This window comes from Bradyrhizobium sp. 26S5, from assembly GCF_036923295.1.
Taxonomy (GTDB): Bacteria; Pseudomonadota; Alphaproteobacteria; order Rhizobiales; family Xanthobacteraceae; genus Bradyrhizobium; species Bradyrhizobium septentrionale.
In genome coordinates this window covers 84,429-103,224 of sequence record NZ_CP145948.1, presented here as the reverse complement: position 1 = coordinate 103,224, position 18,796 = coordinate 84,429, and the positions used below count along the sequence as shown (strand labels likewise).

Here is an 18,796-nt window from a genome sequence, read left to right as displayed (position 1 = left end):
AGGGGGTGGTGCCCAGGAAAGGACTCGAACCTTCACGGCCGTTAAGCCACTGGCACCTGAAGCCAGCGCGTCTACCAATTCCGCCACCTGGGCATGTGGAGCGGCTTAGTAAGGATCGGTTACGCGCTTGTCAAATTCGAGATTGGAAATTCAAATAGCCTGTACAGGATTGGGCTGATGGCGTATCGCGAGAGGCGCTAAATACGCTCAATCGCTCTCGAATCCGGCAGGAATTTACCTCATGGCATCGAACCTGGAAACGCTCGTCACGGTCTTCGGCGGATCGGGTTTTCTGGGACGGAACGTGGTCCGGGCGCTCTGCAAGCGCGATTATCGCGTGCGAGTCGCGGTGCGGCGGCCCGAACTGGCCTTCCATCTGCAGCCGCTCGGCCGCGTCGGGCAGATTCATGCGGTTCAGGCCAATGTGCGCTATCCGGCCTCGGTCGAGGCGGCGATGCGCGATTCGCATATCGCGATCAATCTGGTCGGCATCCTGGCCGAGGGCGGCGGACAGAGCTTTGACGCCGTGCAGGTGAAGGGCGCCGAGACCATCGCCAAGGCAGCGGCCACGGCCGGCGCCCGGATGGTCCATGTCTCGGCGATCGGCGCTGACGAGAATTCGCTGTCGGGTTACTACCGCGCCAAGGCGGCCGGCGAGGCGGCGGTGCAGGCGGCCTTGCCACAGGCCACCATCATGCGGCCGTCGCTGCTGTTCGGGCCGGAGGATCAGTTCACCAACCGCTTTGCGGCGCTGGCGCGGATGTCGCCGGTGCTGCCGCTGGTCGGCGGCGGCACCAACAAGCTGCAGCCGGCCTATGTCGCCGACGTCGCCGACGCGGTGGCCGATGCCGTCGACGGCAAGGCCAAGCCGGGCGCGACCTACGAGCTCGGCGGTCCTGAGGTGCTGACCATGCGCGAGGTGATGGAGATCATCCTCCAGATCACCCAGCGCGATCGCATGCTGGCGCCGCTGCCGTTCGGCCTCGCCAAGCTGCAATCGTATGTCCTGCAGTTTGCGCCCGGCCCATTCACGCTGACGCCCGACCAGGTCGCGATGCTGCGTTCGGACAATGTGGTGTCGGATGCCGCCAAGGCCGCCGGGCTCACTTTCGCCGGCCTCGGCATCGCGCCCGACTCGATGGAAGCGATCGCCCCGCAATATCTCTGGCGCTTCCGCGCGACCGGGCAGTTCCAGAAGAAGAGCGCGTAGCCTGCGCTCCCCAATTCTCCCCGTCATCCTGAGGTGCGAGCGCAGCGAGCCTCGAAGGATGAACGGCCGAGAGCTGGGCCGTGCATCCTTCGAGACGCCGCTCCGCGGCTCCTCAGGATGACGGTGATGGATGGAAATTCACGCTGTGCCTGAGCTGCAAGCCTCTCCCCGCAAGCGGGGCGAGGTAAGACAACGCGTTACCGCCCCATCGCCAGCGCGATCAGGCCGAGGGTGCCGACGATCACGCGCCACCAGGCAAAGAACGTGAAGCCGCGGCGGGTGACGAAGTTGAGGAACGCCCGCACCACGATCATCGCGGTGATGAACGACACCACGAAGCCGACCGCGATGACGCTCAGATTGTCCGACGTGAAGTCGGCGCGGTTCTTGTAGAAATCATAGGCGAACGCGCCGACCATGGTCGGGATCGCGAGGAAGAACGAGAACTCGGCCGCCGAGCGCTTGTCGGCACCGAGCAGCATCGCGGCCACGATGCTGGCGCCGGAGCGCGACACGCCGGGGATCATCGCCAGGCACTGCGCGACGCCGATCCAGAAATACATCAACAGCGGGAACCGGGTCGCATCGTCCTCGTACACCTTGAGATCGAGCTGATCGACCCAGAGCAGGACGGCGCCGCCGACGATCAGCGTGAAGCAGACCACCCACGGATTGAACAGGAATTCCTTGATGTATTTGCCGGCGATCAGGCCGATCACGACGGCAGGCAGGAAGGCGACCAGCACGCCGATCACGAAGCGGCGGTCGTCGGGATTGGAGAACATGCCGAGCGCGACGCGCCACAATTTGGTGAAGTAGAGCGCGAGGATCGCGAGGATCGCACCGAGCTGAATCAGGATCGCAAAGCTCTTCCAGAAATTGCCTTCGCCGAGATTGAAGAAGCGTTCCGCGAGCAGCAGGTGGCCTGTCGAGGAGACCGGCAGGAACTCTGTGACGCCCTCGACGATGCCGAGAATCACCGCTCGCAGCATATCCGTCATCATGATGTGGCCTGCCCTGTGTGGAAAACGGGATTCTTCTCGCTTATTCGCACATTGGCCGCAATCGCAAAAAATCGTCAAACAATGGGTTACCTGACCGATTTGCTGGGCTATAGCGTTTTTGTGACCCGCACCATCTGCGGGGGTGGCTACCGGTTTGCGTGCTGACGCGACATAGAGACGACCGGAGCAGGTCTGGCCAAATTGCAGGCTCAGGTCACACAGGTTGATGGTTTCTTAATCGCCGCGGAACTACCAAGGACTTCATGTACACGCTGTATCACCATCCGTTCTGTCCGCATTCGCGATTCATTCGCCTCGTGCTCGGCGAGTACGGGCTCGATCTGCGGCTGGTGGAGGAGCGGGTGTGGGAGCGGCGCGAGGCGTATCTCGCGCTCAATCCGGCGGCAACCACGCCGGTGCTGATCGCCGAGGGCTTTCCGCCGGTTCCGGGAGCTCCCGTAATCGCCGAATATGTCGACGAGGCGCATGGCCTCGATGCCGGCGAGCGGCGGCTGCTGCCCACCTCGACCGCCGAACGCGTCGAGGTGCGCCGGCTGATGGCGTGGTTCAACGAGAAATTCTTCGAGGAAGCCTCCAACCCGCTGGTGACCGAGCGGATCTACAAGCGCTTCATGAGCGAGGACAATGGCGGCGGCCCGCCGGCCCCCGACATCATGCGCGCCGCCAAGGTCAATGTGCGCTATCATCTGAGCTATATCGGCTGGCTCGCGAAGACCCGGAACTATCTCGCCGGCGACCGCCTCACCTACGCGGACCTCGCCGCCGCGGCGCATCTTTCGGCGATCGACTATCTGGGCGACGTGCCATGGAGCGAGGACGACGCAGCAAAGGCGTGGTACGCGCGGGTGAAATCCCGCCCGTCGTTCCGCCCGCTGCTCAGCGAATGGCTGGCGGGGGTGCCGGCGTCGCGGACCTATGTGGACCTCGACTTCTGAACCCGGCGGTCCGGCTCTCTCCTGCCGATCTCAAGGCGGCACTGACGCGCGAGGCGCGTGCGCTCGGCTTCGATGCCATCGGCTTCACCGCTCCTGACGCGACGGGCGAAGCCGGACAGTATTTCCTCGAGTTCCTCGGCTCCGGCGGCCATGGCGACATGGACTGGCTTGCCGCCAATCCGGAGCGGCGCGCCGATCCGCGCGTGCTGTGGGGCGGTGTGCGCTCGATCATCATGCTCGGGGTCAATTACGGGCCGGACGACAATCCGCTAAAAATTCTCGCGCGCCGATCGCACGGCGCGATCTCGGTCTATGCCCAGGGCGACGACTATCACGACGTGATCAAGAAGCGGCTGAAGACACTGGCGCGCTGGCTCGCTGCTGCGACCGGCGACGAGGTGAAGGTGTTCGTCGACACCGCTGCCGTGATGGAGAAGCCGTTGGCGCAGGCCGCCGGCATCGGCTGGCAGGGCAAGCACACCAATCTGGTGTCGCGCGAGTTTGGCTCGTGGCTGTTTCTCGGCGCGATCTATTCCGCCACCGAGCTGCCGCGCGACGATAGCGAAGCCGATCATTGCGGCAGCTGCCGCGCCTGTCAGGACATCTGTCCGACCGCAGCGTTTCCGGCCCCGTACAAGCTCGATGCGCGGCGCTGCATCTCCTATCTGACGATCGAGAACAAGGGCCCGATCCCGCACGAATTCCGCAGGAGCATCGGCAACCGCATCTATGGTTGCGACGATTGCCTCGCGGTGTGTCCGTGGAACAAGTTCGCGCAAGCGGGACGCGAGCAGAAGCTTGCCGCGCGCGATGCGTTGCGCGCACCTGCGCTCGGCGAGCTGGCGCGGCTCGACGATGCAGCTTTTCGCGCGCTGTTCACGAAGTCGCCGGTCAAGCGCATCGGCCGCGACCGCTTCATCCGCAATGTGCTGATCGCGATCGGCAATTCCGGCGATGCAAGCCTTGCCGGCGAGGCGCAGCGTTTGCTCGACGATGCGAGCCCGCTGGTGCGCGGCGCCGCGGTGTGGGCACTGTCGCAACTGATCGCCCGCGATGCGTTCGCGGCGCTGGCCTCACGCGCCGGCGGCGAGCCTGATGTCAGCGTGCAGCAGGAGTGGCGCGCGGCAGCGGCCTCTTGATTTCATCGCGGCATTCCCGTCATGGTCGACAACCATGACAAACCAGCCCTTCTTCACCAGGCACGGCGACGGCTTCATGCCGACATCCGTTGCGAACGGACCGTGGAGTCCGGAATCGATGCACGGCCGCGTCGTGATCGGCCTGCTCGGCTTCGCCATCGAGGAGCGTCACGGCTCCGACGACTTCGTCCCGGCGCGGCTGACAGTCGACATGTTCCGGCTGCCCAACATCACGACGCCGGTCGAGGTGACGACGAAGCTCGTCCGCGACGGGCTCCGCATCAAGGTGATCGAGGCCGAGTTTGTCTCCGGCGGCACCAGCATGGCGCGCGCCTCCTGCCAGTTGTTGCGCCGGACGGAAAATGCGCCGGGCAATGTGTGGTCGCCGCCGAACTGGCGGGTGCCGGCGCCCGCGGAGATTCCGAAGCCGTCCGATCCCAGGCTCGGCATGAACGGCAAATGGGAGACGCGGCCAATTGTCGGCCACATGGGTTCGCTCGGCGAGCGCCGGCTCTGGATGAGCGAGGTGCGCGAGCTCGTCGCCGGCGTGAAGATGACGCCGTTCGTCCATGTCGCGACCGGCGCGGATTTCGCGAGCCCCTTTGCCAATGCCGGCGACCAGGGGCTCGGCTACATCAACAGCGACGTCACGATCTATCTGCACCGTTTGCCGGTGACCAACTGGATCGGCTTCGAGGTCGTCAACCAGCACGCCACCGACGGCGTCGCGATCGGCGAATGCTGGCTCTATGACGAGCAGGGCCCGATCGGCACGTCGACCGTGGCGGCGCTGGCGCAGCGCAAGCCGATGACCAATCCGCCGCCGCCGTAATTGTCCCCGGTCGTCATTCCGGGGCGCGCGAAGCGCGAGCCCAGAATCTCGCGCCACAACTTCCAGATTCCGGGTTCATCGCTGCGCGATGCCCCCAGGTGCGCAATTGCGCACCGGGGAATGACGGCGCTAGGTGAGATGCCGCTTCATCTCCGGCCGCGCCCTCAGCGCGGCACCCTGCTTGCCGACGATCTTGGCGATCCGTTCCGACGCAAAATTCAGGTCGACGAAGGCCGGCGCGGTGTTGGCGACCTCGTGATATTCGGTGATCTTGCCGTCGCGCAGCCGCATGATCGCGACGCCCTCGAACATCGCGCGCGCCTTTGGCTTCCGGCAAGGTCGAGCGGTAGCTGAACGTGTAGCGCGCATAGAGCGTCGCGCCGTCAGAGACGGGATCATGCATGACCCAGCGGAAATCGGTCGCGGTCCGGTAGAACCAGTCGTCGATCATCTCGGCTATTTTGGCGTGCCCCTTGAACGCGCCGTAGAACACGTCGTGATAGACGCCGTCCTCGGTGAAGAGCTTTGCAAACGCCTTGCCGTTGCGCTGCTCGACCGCGTCGCAGAACGCGCACAGCATCATTGTCGTTTCCATGGCGTCTCTCCCAACCACTCTGTCATGCCCCGCGCAGGCGGGGCATCCAGTATTCCAGAGCCGTTGCCTTGAATCGAGGGGCCGCGGCGTACTGGATCATCCGCTTTCGCGGATGATGACATCGCGCAAGATGAAAAACCTTAGCCGATCTTCGCCACCGCGGCGATGATCCGCGCGATGTCCTGCGGACGGGACAGGCGGTGGTCGCCGTCCTGGATCATGGTCAGCACCACGTCCTCGGCCGGCAGGCGATGCACCAGCGCGAAGGCGTGCTTCCACGGCACGTCGGGATCCTGCGCGCCCTGCAGGATGCGCACCGGACAGCCGACGTCGATCTTGCTGCCGAGCAGCAGATGATTGCGGCCCTCCTCGATCAGGTTGCGGGTGATCGGATAGGGCGAGCCGTCACCATAGTCCGACGGCCGCAGCCACAGGCCCTTGGTCTCGATCTCGGCGCGAATCTCCGGCGGGAACGCCTTCCACATCAGCTCCTCGGTGAAATCAGGCGCCGGCGCGATCAACACGAGGCCGGCGAGCCACGCACAGCCGCTTCCGCCAGCATTGCCCCGTTTGGCGATCTCGCGCGCCAGCAGCAGCGCCATCCAGCCGCCCATCGAGGAGCCGATCACGACTTGCGGCCCGCTGCAGAACTGCGAGAACACCGCGACGCTCTCCTCGAGCCAGCGGCCGATCGTGCCGTCAGCGAAATCGCCGGCGGATTCGCCATGGCCGGAATAGTCGAACCTGACCGAGCCGCGGCCGTGCTCGGCGGCCCATGCGTCGAGCGCGATCGCCTTGGTGCCGGTCATGTCGGACTTGAAGCCGCCGAGCCAGAACAGCCCGGGCGCGCCAATTGCGCCGCCGGGAGCGGCACCGGCACGGGCGCGCACCGCGATCCGGCGTGCTCCACTGCCCTCGCCGACCTCGATAAAGGCGGGTTCCTGCCCGGATGCGGCGGTTTGGCTCATGGTTCGGTCACTCGCGTGTCAGACCTCTGCTTTTCAATCGTCGCGCGGCACCGGTCAACGGCGGCAAACCCGGCTTGCGGAGCTGATGCACCCGCTATATGTGCCGGGCGTGGCTAAAATGCCTCGCAATTGACGGTTTTGCCGCTTAGAAAGCGAGTTCGCTTGCCCGTTGCGGCGTCTTGCTTCAAAATATCCGCCTTCCCTTTCACAACTTTGGAGAGTTACCCATTCGCCGTCCAATAGAGCCCCGCCCACAGTCGCCAAAGACGGGCCGCGCACCAATGATGAGATTCGCAACGCGCAGATCCAGTTGATCGATGCCGCCGGTGTCAACCAAGGCACCGTCGAAACCATGGTGGCCATCAAGATGGCCATGGAAGCCGGCATGGACCTCGTCGAGATTTCGCCGAATGTCAGTCCTCCCGTCTGCAAGATCATGGACTACGGCAAATACAAATATTCCGCGCAGAAGAAGGCCGCCGAAGCCCGCAAGAAGCAGAAGGTCGTCGAGATCAAGGAGATCAAGCTCCGCCCGATGATCGACGATCACGACTATGACGTGAAGATGCGCGCGATGCAGCGCTTCTTCGAGGAAGGCGACAAGGTCAAGATCACCTTGCGCTACCGCGGTCGTGAGATGGCGCACCAGGAGATCGGCACCAAGCTTCTGGACAAGGTGAAGGCCGACGTGGCTGAGTTCGCCAAGGTCGAGCAGGACGCGAGGTTCGAGGGCCGCCAGGTCGTGATGGTGCTGGCGCCGCGCTAGTTCGAGTTAGTCGATTTCAGCATTTGGAGCGGCCCGCCGGATCGGCGGGCTGTTTCGTTTCGTAGCCCGGATGGAGCCAACCTCCCCTAGAAAAAGGGGGGGGTCGCCTTGCTCGCCTGAGCAAAGCGGGTGGGGATCTGCTCTCTCCACGTGCGGCGGCGTCTGCGGCTGGACCCCCATCCCGGCCTTCCGGGTCCCACCCGCCGGTTCCATCCCGCAAAACGTTGCAAAACCGCCGATCCTCTGGCATAAGCCGGGCCTTCGCCGCCCGGCTGATCAAGGGCTGCCGTGGCGACGTATCGTGCAGGTTCTTTCAATTCGGAAAAAACCATAGCACTTCCAACGCTCTAACGAGCATTTTGGCCGGCCGGACGCCTCTCGGGGCGATTTTCGTGCTGTGCAGTAGGAGAGCCAAATGCCCAAGTTGAAGACCAAGTCGGGCGCTAAAAAGCGCTTCAAGGTGACTGCCACTGGCAAAGTCATGCACGCCCAGCGCGGCAAGCGCCACGGCATGATCAAGCGGACGAAGAAGCAGATCCGTCAGCTCCGCGGCACCCGCGTGCTGTTCAAGACCGACGGCGACAACGTCAAGAAGTACTTCTTGCCGAACGCCTGATCGCGCTGATCCGCTTGAACCCCGCCGCAACTGTGCGGCGCCCCGTCACCTCTTCTTAGATCTCAAGGATTTCCGTCATGTCTCGCGTCAAACGCGGTGTGACCTCTCACGCCAAGCACAAGAAAGTCTTCAAGGCCGCCAAGGGCTATTACGGCCGCCGCAAGAACACGATCCGCACGGCCAAGCAGGCCGTCGAAAAGGCCGGCCAGTACGCCTTCCGCGACCGCAAGCGCAAGAAGCGCACCTTCCGCGCGCTCTGGATCCAGCGCATCAACGCCGCGGTCCGTCCGTTCGGCATGACCTACAGCGTGTTCATCAACGGCCTGTCCAAGTCGGGCGTCGTCGTCGACCGCAAGGTGCTGTCGGATCTCGCTATCCACGAGCCGGTTGCGTTCCAGGCGATCGCCGAGAAGGCCAAGGCCGCGCTGGCGGCCTGATCCTAGCGCGCGTTGGGGCCCGCGTTTAGCGCCTTGTGCGAATAGCGCTGGGCGACTTCCGCCCGGCAGAACGCCGTGAACGAGATGTACATGGTGCCGGATTGATTCCGGTACTTGCGGTCGCAGACCTGCATCTCGTGCTGGTACGCCCGCTTCGGCGCGCCCTTGAGGCCGGACAGGAAGTCCGCTTCGCATTTCTTCTCGACGGCGGCGCCGAGCAGGACGTCGCCGCTCGCCCCGAACTCGCACACCCGAAACACCTTCATCGCGCCGTCACAGCTGCGCTGGGCGTTGATGGTGTCGACGATCTCGTCCTGGGTCATCGACTTGTCCATGCAGACCGCCGCCAGCGCCGGTGAGGCTGACATCGACATGATGGCGGCCAAACTGGCCATGGCAACTCGGGCAGCGGTCAGGCGGGGTCTCACGGGCATCGGGCAGTCTCCTCACATCCCACTTGGGTAGCGTCCCCCGCGCGCCGGGTTCAACCCTGCCGGTCATATGCCCGAAATGACCGGCTTTTTGCTTGACGTTACGGCCTTCGGGCGGCGACAACCCAGCCGAATTTTTGGCGCATGGTCCGCAAAGGCGAGCACCGGTTCGGGTACCGGTTTGTCCCGCCAGATCATGCGCCGCTCAAGCGCAGGAATTGACCGTGTCCGACCTCGCAACGCTCGAAAAGTCCATCCTCGACCAGATCGTCGCAGCCGGTGACGAAGCCGCCCTCGAGGCGGTGCGCGTCTCCGCCCTCGGCAAGAAGGGCTCGATCTCGGCGCTTCTTGCGACCCTTGGAAAAATGTCGCCGGAGGAGCGCAAGACCGAAGGCGCCAGGATTAACCTCGCCAAGGATGCGGTGACCCAGGCGCTCGCAGCCAGGCGCGACGTGCTGAAAGCGGCCGCGCTCGATGCGCGCCTTGCCGCCGAGACCATCGACGTCACGCTGCCGCTGCGCGAGGCGCCGGCGGAGACCGGCCGCATCCACCCGCTGAGCCAGGTGTTCGAAGAGGTCAACACCATCTTCGCCGACATGGGATTCGCAATCGCCGACGGTCCGGACATCGAGACCGACGACTACAACTTCACCAAGCTGAACTTCCCGATCGGCCATCCGGCGCGCGAGATGCACGACACCTTCTTCTTCAATCCGAAGGAGGACGGCTCGCGCATGCTGCTGCGGACCCACACCTCGCCGGTGCAGGTGCGCACGATGCTGACCCAGAAGCCGCCGATCCGCGTGATCTGCCCCGGCCGCACCTATCGCATCGACTCGGACGCGACCCACACGCCGCAATTCCACCAGGTCGAGGGCCTCGTGATCGACAAGGGCTCGCATCTCGGCCACCTCAAATGGATCCTGCACGAGTTCTGCAAGGCGTTCTTCGAGGTCGGCCACATCAACATGCGGTTCCGGCCGTCGTTCTTCCCGTTCACCGAGCCGTCGCTCGAGGTCGACATCCAGTGCCGTCGCGACAAGGGCGAGATCCGCTTCGGCGAGGGCGAGGACTGGATGGAGATTCTCGGCTGCGGCATGGTGCACCCGAACGTGCTCCGCGCCTGCGGCATCGATCCCGACGTCTACCAGGGTTTTGCCTGGGGCATGGGCATCGACCGCATCACGATGCTGAAATACGGCATCGCCGATTTGCGCCAAATGTTCGAAAACGACGTCCGCTGGCTCAACCACTACGGCTTCAAGCCGCTCGACATCCCGACGATCGCGGGGGGATTGAGTACGTGAGCCTGAACTTCGTTCCCACCGTGGAGAAAGCCCCCACCCTAACCCTCCCCCGCAGGGAATGGATAGGACTTGCTCAAGTGGATACGAAGACTCCATCGCCGCGGACGGTCGGACTCCCTCTCCCGCTTGCGGGGGAGGGCTGGGGTGGGGGTGTCTCCGCAAAGGGGCTGGCAATGGTCGATCCTGAGCATCCGGATTGGAAGGTGTCCGATAGACTTCGGTCCAACGCGCGCGCGCTCAGACGCAACTCGACCGACGTGGAACGAATTCTCTGGTCGGAGCTCCGCGGCAATCGCCTGAACGGCGCAACCTTCCGCCGCCAGGTGCCGATCGATAACTACATCGCCGACTTCGTCTGCCACGCGGCAACGCTGGTAATCGAACTCGATGGCGGCCACCATTTTTCGAACGAAGGCGAACGCACCGATGCCGCGCGTTCGGCCGTCATCGAAGCGAAAGGCTTCAAGGTTCTTCGCTTCAGCAATCTCGACGTCATGACAAATCGCGCAGGCGTCCTTGAAACAATTGCCGCTGCCATCGCGGAGAGAGCCCCCACCCTAACCCTCCCCCGCGAGCGGGAGAGGGGACAAGAGAAATCATCGTCATGAAGTTCACCCTCTCCTGGCTGAAGGAACATCTCGAGACCGACGAGCCGCTCGACAAGCTCGCCGACAAGCTCACCATGATCGGGCTCGAGGTCGAGAACATCGAGGACAAGGCGAAGGCGCTCGCTCCGTTCACCATCGCGCGCGTGATCTCGGCCGAGCAGCATCCGAATGCCGACCGGCTGCGGGTGTGCATGGTCGACACCGGCGACGGCGGCGCGCCGGTGCAGGTGGTGTGCGGCGCGCCGAATGCGCGTGCCGGGCTGATCAGCGTGTTCTCAGCCCCCGGCACCTACATCCCGGGCAAGAACATCACGCTCGGCGTCGGCACCATCAGAGGCGTCGAGAGCCGCGGCATGCTGTGCTCGGCGGCCGAACTGCAGATCTCCGAGGATCACGACGGCATCATGGAGCTGCCGGCCGATGCACCGCTCGGCAAGGGCTATGCGGACTGGGCCGGGCTCGGCGATCCCACCATCGAGATCAATCTGACGCCGAACCGGCAGGACTGCACCGGCGTGCACGGCATCGCGCGCGATCTCTCCGCCGCCGACATGGGCAAGTTCAAGGACCAGGGCATCAAGCAGATCAAGGGCGAATTCTCCTGCCCGGTTCAGGTGACGGTGGAAGACCCGACGCTGTGCCCGGGCTTCGCGCTGCGGCTGGTGCGCGGGGTGAAGAACGGCCCGTCGCCGGAATGGCTGCAGAAGCGGCTGACCTCGATCGGCCTGCGTCCGATCAACGCGCTGGTCGACATCACCAACTTCATGACCTTCGACCGCGCCCGTCCGCTGCACGTGTTCGACGCCAGGAAGGTGACGGGCAACCTCACCGTCCGCCGCGCCAAGGACGGCGAGACGCTGCTCGCGCTCGACGGCCGCACCTACACGCTCGACAACAATGTCTGCGTGATCGCGGACGAGCACGGCGTCGAATCGCTCGCCGGCATCATGGGCGGCGAGGCCTCGGGCTGCGACGACAACACCACCGACGTGCTGATCGAATCGGCGCTGTGGAACGAGATCAACATCGCGCAGACCGGCCGCAAGCTCGGCATCAATTCGGATGCGCGCTATCGCTTCGAGCGCGGCGTCGATCCGGCCTTCATGGTGCCCGGGCTCGAGCTCGCGACCAAACTGGTGCTGGAGCTGTGCGGCGGCACGCCGTCCGAGAACGTCGTGGTCGGCAAGCAGTTCGGCGAGGACCGCGTCATCGACTTCCCGCTCAGCGAGGTGAAACGCCTTGCCGGCATCGAGGTGCCGCTGGTCGAGGTGAAGCTGATCCTCACCCGGCTCGGCTTCATGCTGGCCGGCAACGGCCCCGTGGTGAAGGTCGCGGTTCCGTCCTGGCGCACCGATGTGCACGGCAAGGCCGATATCGTCGAGGAGATCGTGCGCATCGTCGGCGTCGACAAGGTGCCGATGACGCCGTTCGAGCGTGGCGAGGAGCCGCGCAAGCCGGTGCTGACGCCGATGCAGCTGCGCACCCGCCGCGCCAAGCGCGCGCTCGGCGCGCGCGGCATGGTGGAGGCCGTGACCTGGTCGTTCATCACCAACGACGCGGCAAAGCTGTTCGGCGGCGGCCAGAGCGAGCTCGTGCTCGCCAACCCGATCGCGGCCGATCTGTCCGACATGCGGCCGAGCCTGCTGCCCGGCCTCGTCGCGGCGGCTCAGGCCAATATCAACCGCGGCTATCCCGACGTCGCGCTGTTCGAGGTCGGCCAGGTGTTCCGCGGCGACCGGCCGGAAGACCAGCTGGTGGCCGCCTCCGGCGTACGCCATGGCTATGCCTCGACGAAGGGAGCGGGCCGTTCCTGGACCGGCTCGGCGACGGCGGACGCGATGGACGCCAAGGTCGATGCCTTCGCCGTGCTGGCGGCCGCCGGCGCGCCGATGCAGGCGCTGCAGATCGTCCCCGGCGGCCCCGCCTGGCTGCATCCGGGACGTTCCGGCACCATCCAGATCGGCCCACAGAACGTGCTCGGCACTTTCGGCGAGCTGCATCCGCGTACGGCGGAGGCGCTCGGCGCCGATGGTTCGATGATCGTGTTCGAGGTGATCCTCGAGCGGATTCCGGAAGGCAAGCAGAGGGCAACCCGCGCCAAGCCGGTGCTGGAGCTCTCGGCATTCCAGCCGGTGTCGCGCGACTTCGCCTTCATCGTCGACCGCAGCGTCAAGGCGGGCGACATCGTCCGTGCGGCGCAGAATGTCGACAAGAAGCTGATCACGGCCGTGACCGTGTTCGACGTCTATGAAGGCAAGGGCATCGATCCCGACAAGAAGTCGATCGCGATCGCAGTCACGATCCAGCCGCGCGAGAAGACGATGACCGACCAGGAGATCGACGCCGTCGCCGCCAAGGTCGTCGCCGAGGTGACGAAGAAGACCGGCGGCACGCTCCGGGCGTGATGCCGGTCGCAGGCGCTGTATTGGCACCGTCACCCTGAGGAGGCCGCGTAGCGGCCGTCTCGAAGGGTCGACGGCCCCGCCTGTGGCCGATTCATCCTTCGAGGCTCGCTCCGCTCGCACCTCAGGATGACGGGTTTGACGGAATACCGTCCTGATTTGAACCATACCAGCGCGCCCGCTGGACACCAGATCGAGACTCATCGCCCACCCCTCCCATGACCCCCTTCACCCTCCTCCCCTCCGACATCTCGACCAGCATCGCGCTCGCGATCTGCGCGATCGCGTTCGTGTCGGGCACGGCGCGCGGCTTCTCGGGGTTTGGCTCGGCGCTGATCTTCATGCCGCTCGCAAGCAGCGTCGCCGGGCCGCGGCTGGTGGCGGCGCTCCTGCTCATCATCGACTTCGTCGCCGCGGCGCCGCTGCTGCCGAACGCCTGGACCCATGCCGACCGCAAGGCGACCGCGGTGATGGTGGCCGGCGCGCTGGTCGGCGTTCCCATCGGCACCTACTTCCTCACGGTGCTCGAGCCCGTCACCACGCGCTGGATCATCTCCGGCTTCGTCGCGGCACTGCTCGCGCTGCTGCTGTCTGGCTGGCGCTACCACGGCAAGGATCACGCCGCGCTGTCGGTCGGCGTCGGTGGCCTCTCCGGCTTTTGCAGCGGACTTGCGCAGACCGGCGGCCCGCCGATCGTCGCCTACTGGCTGGGCCGCCCGATCTCGTCGATGATCTCGCGCGCCAACATCGTGCTGTTCTTCGGTGCCTCGGATCTCTTCTCGCTGGTCAGCTACTGGTTCACCGGACTGATCACGATCGAGTCGATCAAGTTCTCGCTGATCGTGGGCCCGGTCTACGGCATCGGCGTCTGGTTCGGCGCCTCGCTGTTCGGCAAGGCAAGCGAGCAGGTGTTTCGCGCCATCTGCTACGCGCTGATCGCGGCGGCCGTCATCGTCGGCCTGCCCGCGCTTGATGGCATCTTGCGCGGCGGCTAGGGTCGCCGCGGTTCAGAAGACCGAGGGAGGAACACGATGATCGATCGCCGCAACGCATTGAAACTGGCGCTCGGCAGCGCTGCCATGCTCGCGTCGCCGGTGCGCGCGCAGACCACAAAGCCGCGCACCCGTATCGTGTTCCTCGGCACCAAGGGCGGCCCCCGCGTCGGCAACGGCGCCTCCAATCCGGCCAATCTGGTCGTCGTCAACGACACGCCGTTCGTGATCGATTGCGGCATGGGCGTCAGCCGTCAGCTGGTCAATGCCGGCGTGCCGATCCCGTCCGTGAAGTACATCTTCATCAGCCACCATCATTCCGATCACAATCTGGAATACGGCAATCTGTTCTACAACGCCTGGGCGGCCGGCCTCTCGACGCCGATCCATTCGTTCGGTCCCATGGGCATCGAGACGATGACCAAGGACTATTGGGAGCTGAACAAGTTCGACGTCGAGACCCGGATCGAGGACGAAGGCCGGCCCGATCCGCGCAAACTGCTGATCGCGAAAGACATCACCGACGATGGCGTGGTGCTGAAAACATCAGATGTCACCGTCACTGCGTTCCGCACGCCGCATCCGCCGATCACGGACAATTTCGCCTACAAGTTCGAGACGCCTGATGGCACGATCGTGTTCTCCAGCGACACCGCCTACAATCCAAAACTCGCCGAGTTCGCCAGGGGTGCCGACGTGCTGGTACACGAATGCCTCTACATTCCCGCGGTCGATCGGCTGGTCGCCAAGACCAAAAACGGCGCGACGCTGAAGAAGCATCTGCTCGACAGCCACACCTCGACCGAAGACGTCGGCCGCATCGCGGCCGCCGCCGGCGTCAAAACGCTGGTGCTGAGCCACTTCGTCCCTGGTGATGATCCGCTCGTGACCGACGACGACTGGACACGGGACGTGAAGACGAATTTCAAGGGCCGGATCGTGGTGGCAAAGGATCTGATGGAGCTGAAGCTGCCGGTGTGAGGCGGCGGACTCCACGCAATTGCGCATCTGACGGCGTGCGAAGCACGAACCCGGAATGATTGTGAGGTGAGCACACGGCTCAGGCTCCCTCCCCCACGCAACCGGGGTCTACCCCGGTTGCGCATCATTGATTCGCGCAAGTCGGGCAGGCCCGACTTGCGATGGGGGAGGGTTGGGGAGAGGGCTGGCCCCGGGCGAGATAATCGATGAGAGCATCGTTCTTGCAATCTCGTTCTTGCTGCCGTGATAAACGCGGAAATAGCACGTCGTGTGGCACCCCTCTCCCTAACCCTCTCCCGCAAGGGGAGAGGGAACCCTGCCGCCGGTGCCTCTATCACGCGCCCCTACATCTGAGTTGCCCGACGGCGCAAGACCCCGTCGCAAAAATATTTCGATTTATCGGAAACCAAACTCAGACCTATAATCCGCCCCGTCTCACCCGATCGAGGGGCGCTTCGCGGTCGTCACGAACGTTGCGGTGAGATGCGGTGGACGCTGATCATGCGAGCGACGAACGCATGTGACGCGGACGGTGAAGTCGTGTGGTCCTGACGCCCTAGTGGCCGGTGTCTCCCCGCAAAACGCGAATGCGTTTTGCGGGGACGGTGACAAAAAAGCCCAGTCTCGCCGGGGAGAGCACGAAGTAAGCCGTAAAACCATCGCGCAGGGAAAGCCGGGTTGTTTCCGGTTACGCCTGTGGTCCTACCCCCGTGCTTTCTACCTTTGCACGGGGCCCATGGGTGCGATCGGCACCCGGCTTTCCCTGCGCCCTCTGATCGAAGAGCGGCGAAACGAAAGACAAAACTCGGGCAAATCATGTCGCGAGGACGCGGATGTATGGCTCAAAACCCGCAACAAATTCGCTGTCGTCCCGGGCAAGCGCAGCGCGATCCGGGACCCATAACCACAGACAGTCATTGCTGCGCGCCGCTCGGGCCGCAGCTCACTTCCACAATTGGATTTGGTGGTTATGGGTCCCGACCTTCGCCGGGACGACGTCGGTTGTCGGGCGGCTTCTACCCAAACATCCGCCCGCGATGCCTGATCTCACCGAAAGATCAATTCATCGGCCCGGCAGATCGATGCGGCCCGCGGCGCTTCTGTTTTGCGACCGGCGCTGCTGGCTCCGGCGCCGCATCCTTCAGCGCGCCGATCCGGCGCAGTGCGGCGTCGGCAGCGCGCTCGCCGCTGTCCCAGGCGCCATCGACGGTGCCCCACAGCGTCTCATGCGTGGCTTCGCCGGCGAGATACATCGCGCCGATCGGCTCGGTCAGAATCTTTCGGGAGAACTGTGCGCCGGGCACTGCTGCCGACATCGCGCCGAGGATGAAGGGCGATGCATTCCAGCGCGTCGCGCTGGTCTGCTTCACCGCGGCGCCGACCTCGCTGCCATAGAGCTTGGTCAGCCATTCCACCGCGAACGCGGACATTGCCTTCTCGCCCTGCGCCGACAGATCGCGACCGAAGGACCCCGCGACGTCGATCGTGCACAGCGAGGATCCCGCGATGTTGCCGTAGAGCAGCGCCGTCCTCGTCGAATTGCTCTGCTCGATAATGACGTCGTCGCGCGACAGTCCGAGCGGGTTACCAGGGAGTTGCAACGCGATGCGATCATAGCTGCCGAGGCTGAGCTTGGCCGCGGCATCGAGCGCGCGCTTCGGAAGTTCCGGCGCAAACTTGATATTGCCGCTCGCAAGCACATTGCTCGAGACGGTGACGATGGCGGCGCGCGCGGTGATCTTGCCTGTGGGCGTCTCGACCATCACGTCGCGATTGCTCCACAGGATGCGCTGCGCCGGCGTCGAGAGCACCATCGGCAGCTGCTCGGCAAGCTTGGCGATCAGCGTGCCGAGCCCCTGCCGGCAAGCAATCGCGGTGTTGCGATCCTGCGCGCGCACCTTGTCGACGGCGGAGAGGTCCTTCAGATCCTTGCCGCTGAAATTGGCGCCGAGCAGGAATTCCGCGGTGCCGGCCCAATCGCCGAGATCCTTCGGCATCGCCGCGGCGCAGGCAATATCGGCCTTGCGCGACGCGTCGTCGACGGCGCGGTTGGCGCGGACCAGCGCCGCCAGGAATTCCTCGGTCTCGCCCGGGCGGGCGTAGCGCCGGCCGATGCGAATCTTCTGACCTGCGGGCGCCGTGACGATGTCGAGGCCCGCGGAGCGCGCCAGCCGGATCATCGGATTGGTCTCGGGATTGTGCATCCAGCGCGCGCCACGGTCGAACGGCACGCCGAATGTCGATGCATCGGTCTGGCAGCGGCCGCCGACCTGGCCGGACGCCTCCACCACAATCACCTTGCGGTTGGCGGCGACGATCCTCCGCGCCGCGGCAATGCCCGCGGCACCCGCGCCGATCACGACGATGTCAGCCTCGCGCGGCGGCGGCGCGGCAAGCACCCGGCCGCCCAGCGCGGGCGCCAGCGCGAGAGCTGCGGACGCCGACAGGAAATCGCGGCGAGTCACTGTCATGACATAGCTTCGAGCATGGTTTCCGGGGACTTGCAGAAAACGGGAACGCTTCACGAACTGTGCCGTATCTCACCGACCGCAGCAACCATCATGGTAAATCAATCATGATTGATCCGCTGATGGCATGAACTAAATTGCAACGGCTTGCGACCATGATTAAGCCAACACAAGCGGTCGTAGAACCGCTGGGGGGAATCCATGGGCTTAATGCTCGATACCGTCGGTAAATGGATCGCGGGGTACCTGCAGAAGGAGGTCCCCGGTTACGAACCGTTCACGCCGAGCGACCCGGACCATCTGCGGAGCATCATGCAGCCCGGCGATGTGCTGCTGGTCGAAGGCAACAACCGGATTTCCGGCATCATCAAATACCTCACGCAATCAACCTGGTCGCACGCCGCACTCTTTGTCGGACCGATCGACGGTGCGTTCGAGCCTGACGGCGAACAGCATGTGCTGATCGAGGCCAATATCGGCGAGGGCGTGACCTCGGCGCCGCTTTCGAAATATCTGTCCTATCACACCCGCCTCTGCCGTCCGGTCGGCCTGTCATTCGAGGACCGCACCACGGTGTGCCGCTACGCGATCAACCGGATCGGCTTCGGCTACGACACCAAGAACATCGTCGATCTCGCGCGCTTCTTGTTTCCGCTGCCGATCCCGCAGCGCTGGCGCCGCCGCATGATCGCGTTCGGCTCCGGCGATCCGACCAAGATCATCTGCTCGGCGCTGATCGCGCAGGCGTTCGACGCCGTGCGCTATCCGATCCTGCCCAAGATCACGCGCGCCGCCAGCCGAAAGGCGCGCCGCGAGATCCTGCATATCCGCGATTCCTCGCTCTACATGCCGCGCGACTTCGACATCTCGCCCTATTTCGAAGTCGTCAAACCCACCATCGTGCACGGTTTCGACTACACGGCCCTGCACTGGGCCGACAAGCAGAAGCCGCTCCAGGAGGTAGCGGGCGAATTCAGTGTGTTTCCAGAATCTAAGTCGCCGCCGCTTGTTCCTGAAGCGATTGACGAAGAGGCGACGCTTCCGGCTGCGGAAGTGATGACCACGGAGCTCACGCCGGGGTGAG

18 protein-coding genes, 1 tRNA gene and 1 pseudogene are annotated in these 18,796 nt (G+C 64.6%); 13 read left to right on the top strand and 7 right to left on the bottom strand.

From position 1 onward, the window contains the following. Positions 1-6: 6 nt before the first annotated feature. Positions 7-93, bottom strand: a tRNA-Leu gene (locus V5279_RS00480). A 148-nt stretch (positions 94-241) separates the two neighbouring features. On the opposite strand from V5279_RS00480, the gene V5279_RS00475 reads away from it, so the two are divergent. Beyond that, positions 242-1,210, top strand: coding sequence for a complex I NDUFA9 subunit family protein (locus V5279_RS00475; RefSeq protein ID WP_338694168.1), 969 nt, complete (start codon positions 242-244; stop codon positions 1,208-1,210). A 197-nt stretch (positions 1,211-1,407) separates the two neighbouring features. Here the strand turns inward: V5279_RS00475 and V5279_RS00470 are convergent, their stop codons facing one another. Beyond that, positions 1,408-2,214, bottom strand: a complete 807-nt coding sequence (locus tag V5279_RS00470) for an undecaprenyl-diphosphate phosphatase (protein ID WP_166300165.1) — start codon at positions 2,212-2,214, stop codon at positions 1,408-1,410. Positions 2,215-2,477: 263 nt separating this feature from the next. Here V5279_RS00470 and V5279_RS00465 point away from each other — a divergent pair, with 263 nt between their 5' ends. Genes V5279_RS00465 through V5279_RS00455 form a run of 3 tightly spaced genes read left to right on the top strand, consistent with a single transcriptional unit; the run spans position 2,478 to position 5,141 of the window. Beyond that, the gene (locus V5279_RS00465; protein ID WP_029081039.1) at positions 2,478-3,170 is read left to right on the top strand and encodes a glutathione S-transferase family protein; all 693 of its coding nucleotides are present in this window, start codon (positions 2,478-2,480) and stop codon (positions 3,168-3,170) included. Further along, the gene (queG, locus tag V5279_RS00460) at positions 3,119-4,309 is read left to right on the top strand and encodes a tRNA epoxyqueuosine(34) reductase QueG (RefSeq protein WP_338694164.1); all 1,191 of its coding nucleotides are present in this window, start codon (positions 3,119-3,121) and stop codon (positions 4,307-4,309) included. The genes V5279_RS00465 and queG overlap by 52 nt, the downstream gene beginning before the upstream one ends. 34 nt (positions 4,310-4,343) lie before the next feature. Further along, the gene (locus V5279_RS00455) at positions 4,344-5,141 is read left to right on the top strand and encodes an acyl-CoA thioesterase domain-containing protein (RefSeq protein WP_338694162.1); all 798 of its coding nucleotides are present in this window, start codon (positions 4,344-4,346) and stop codon (positions 5,139-5,141) included. A gap of 129 nt (positions 5,142-5,270) precedes the next feature. On the opposite strand, the gene V5279_RS46855 is transcribed toward V5279_RS00455, so the two are convergent. From V5279_RS46855 to V5279_RS00445, 3 genes and pseudogenes are all read right to left on the bottom strand, one after another. Continuing rightward, positions 5,271-5,453 carry a hypothetical protein gene (locus V5279_RS46855; RefSeq protein WP_414646003.1) on the bottom strand — a complete coding sequence of 61 codons (183 nt, stop codon included), beginning with the start codon at positions 5,451-5,453 and terminating at the stop codon, positions 5,271-5,273. Between the two features lie 4 nt (positions 5,454-5,457). After that, positions 5,458-5,721 (bottom strand): annotated as a pseudogene (locus V5279_RS46850) (nuclear transport factor 2 family protein); the annotation flags it as partial. 155 nt (positions 5,722-5,876) lie between these two features. Continuing rightward, on the bottom strand, positions 5,877-6,704 hold the full coding sequence (locus tag V5279_RS00445; protein WP_338694160.1) for an alpha/beta hydrolase: 828 nt from the start codon (positions 6,702-6,704) through the stop codon (positions 5,877-5,879). 289 nt (positions 6,705-6,993) lie between these two features. On the opposite strand from V5279_RS00445, the gene infC reads away from it, so the two are divergent. The 3 genes from infC (at position 6,994) to rplT (ending at position 8,523) form a co-directional block, all read left to right on the top strand. Next, positions 6,994-7,470: a translation initiation factor IF-3 gene (infC, locus tag V5279_RS00440; protein ID WP_338701759.1), complete on the top strand. Its 477-nt coding sequence runs from the start codon at positions 6,994-6,996 to the stop codon at positions 7,468-7,470. Between the two features lie 415 nt (positions 7,471-7,885). Beyond that, on the top strand, positions 7,886-8,086 hold the full coding sequence (gene rpmI / locus V5279_RS00435; protein ID WP_008539890.1) for a 50S ribosomal protein L35: 201 nt from the start codon (positions 7,886-7,888) through the stop codon (positions 8,084-8,086). Between the two features lie 77 nt (positions 8,087-8,163). Further along, a complete protein-coding gene (rplT, locus tag V5279_RS00430) occupies positions 8,164-8,523 on the top strand; it encodes a 50S ribosomal protein L20 (RefSeq protein WP_029081033.1) in 360 nt (119 codons plus the stop codon). Positions 8,524-8,525: 2 nt separating this feature from the next. Here rplT and V5279_RS00425 read toward each other — a convergent pair whose 3' ends face one another. After that, entirely contained in the window at positions 8,526-8,957 is a 432-nt protein-coding gene (locus V5279_RS00425; protein WP_166300241.1) for a hypothetical protein, read from the bottom strand. A 221-nt stretch (positions 8,958-9,178) separates the two neighbouring features. On the opposite strand from V5279_RS00425, the gene pheS reads away from it, so the two are divergent. The 5 genes from pheS to V5279_RS00400 all read left to right on the top strand — a co-directional run bounded on the left by pheS (position 9,179) and on the right by V5279_RS00400 (position 15,244). Next, a complete protein-coding gene (pheS, locus tag V5279_RS00420; RefSeq protein WP_338694138.1) occupies positions 9,179-10,261 on the top strand; it encodes a phenylalanine--tRNA ligase subunit alpha in 1,083 nt (360 codons plus the stop codon). Positions 10,262-10,434: 173 nt separating this feature from the next. Continuing rightward, complete coding sequence (locus V5279_RS00415; RefSeq protein ID WP_338694136.1) at positions 10,435-10,869, top strand: endonuclease domain-containing protein; 435 nt, start codon at positions 10,435-10,437, stop codon at positions 10,867-10,869. Continuing rightward, positions 10,866-13,274: a phenylalanine--tRNA ligase subunit beta gene (pheT, locus tag V5279_RS00410; RefSeq protein WP_338694134.1), complete on the top strand. Its 2,409-nt coding sequence runs from the start codon at positions 10,866-10,868 to the stop codon at positions 13,272-13,274. The genes V5279_RS00415 and pheT overlap by 4 nt, the downstream gene beginning before the upstream one ends. A gap of 215 nt (positions 13,275-13,489) precedes the next feature. Then, entirely contained in the window at positions 13,490-14,266 is a 777-nt protein-coding gene (locus V5279_RS00405) for a sulfite exporter TauE/SafE family protein (protein WP_338694132.1), read from the top strand. 36 nt (positions 14,267-14,302) lie between these two features. Continuing rightward, positions 14,303-15,244: an MBL fold metallo-hydrolase gene (locus V5279_RS00400; RefSeq protein WP_338694130.1), complete on the top strand. Its 942-nt coding sequence runs from the start codon at positions 14,303-14,305 to the stop codon at positions 15,242-15,244. 1,058 nt (positions 15,245-16,302) lie between these two features. Here V5279_RS00400 and V5279_RS00395 read toward each other — a convergent pair. Beyond that, positions 16,303-17,715, bottom strand: a complete 1,413-nt coding sequence (locus V5279_RS00395; RefSeq protein WP_338694128.1) for an NAD(P)/FAD-dependent oxidoreductase — start codon at positions 17,713-17,715, stop codon at positions 16,303-16,305. Positions 17,716-17,913: 198 nt separating this feature from the next. On the opposite strand from V5279_RS00395, the gene V5279_RS00390 reads away from it, so the two are divergent. Beyond that, complete coding sequence (locus V5279_RS00390) at positions 17,914-18,795, top strand: YiiX/YebB-like N1pC/P60 family cysteine hydrolase (RefSeq protein WP_338694126.1); 882 nt, start codon at positions 17,914-17,916, stop codon at positions 18,793-18,795. The last annotated feature ends 1 nt before the right edge of the window (position 18,796 follow it).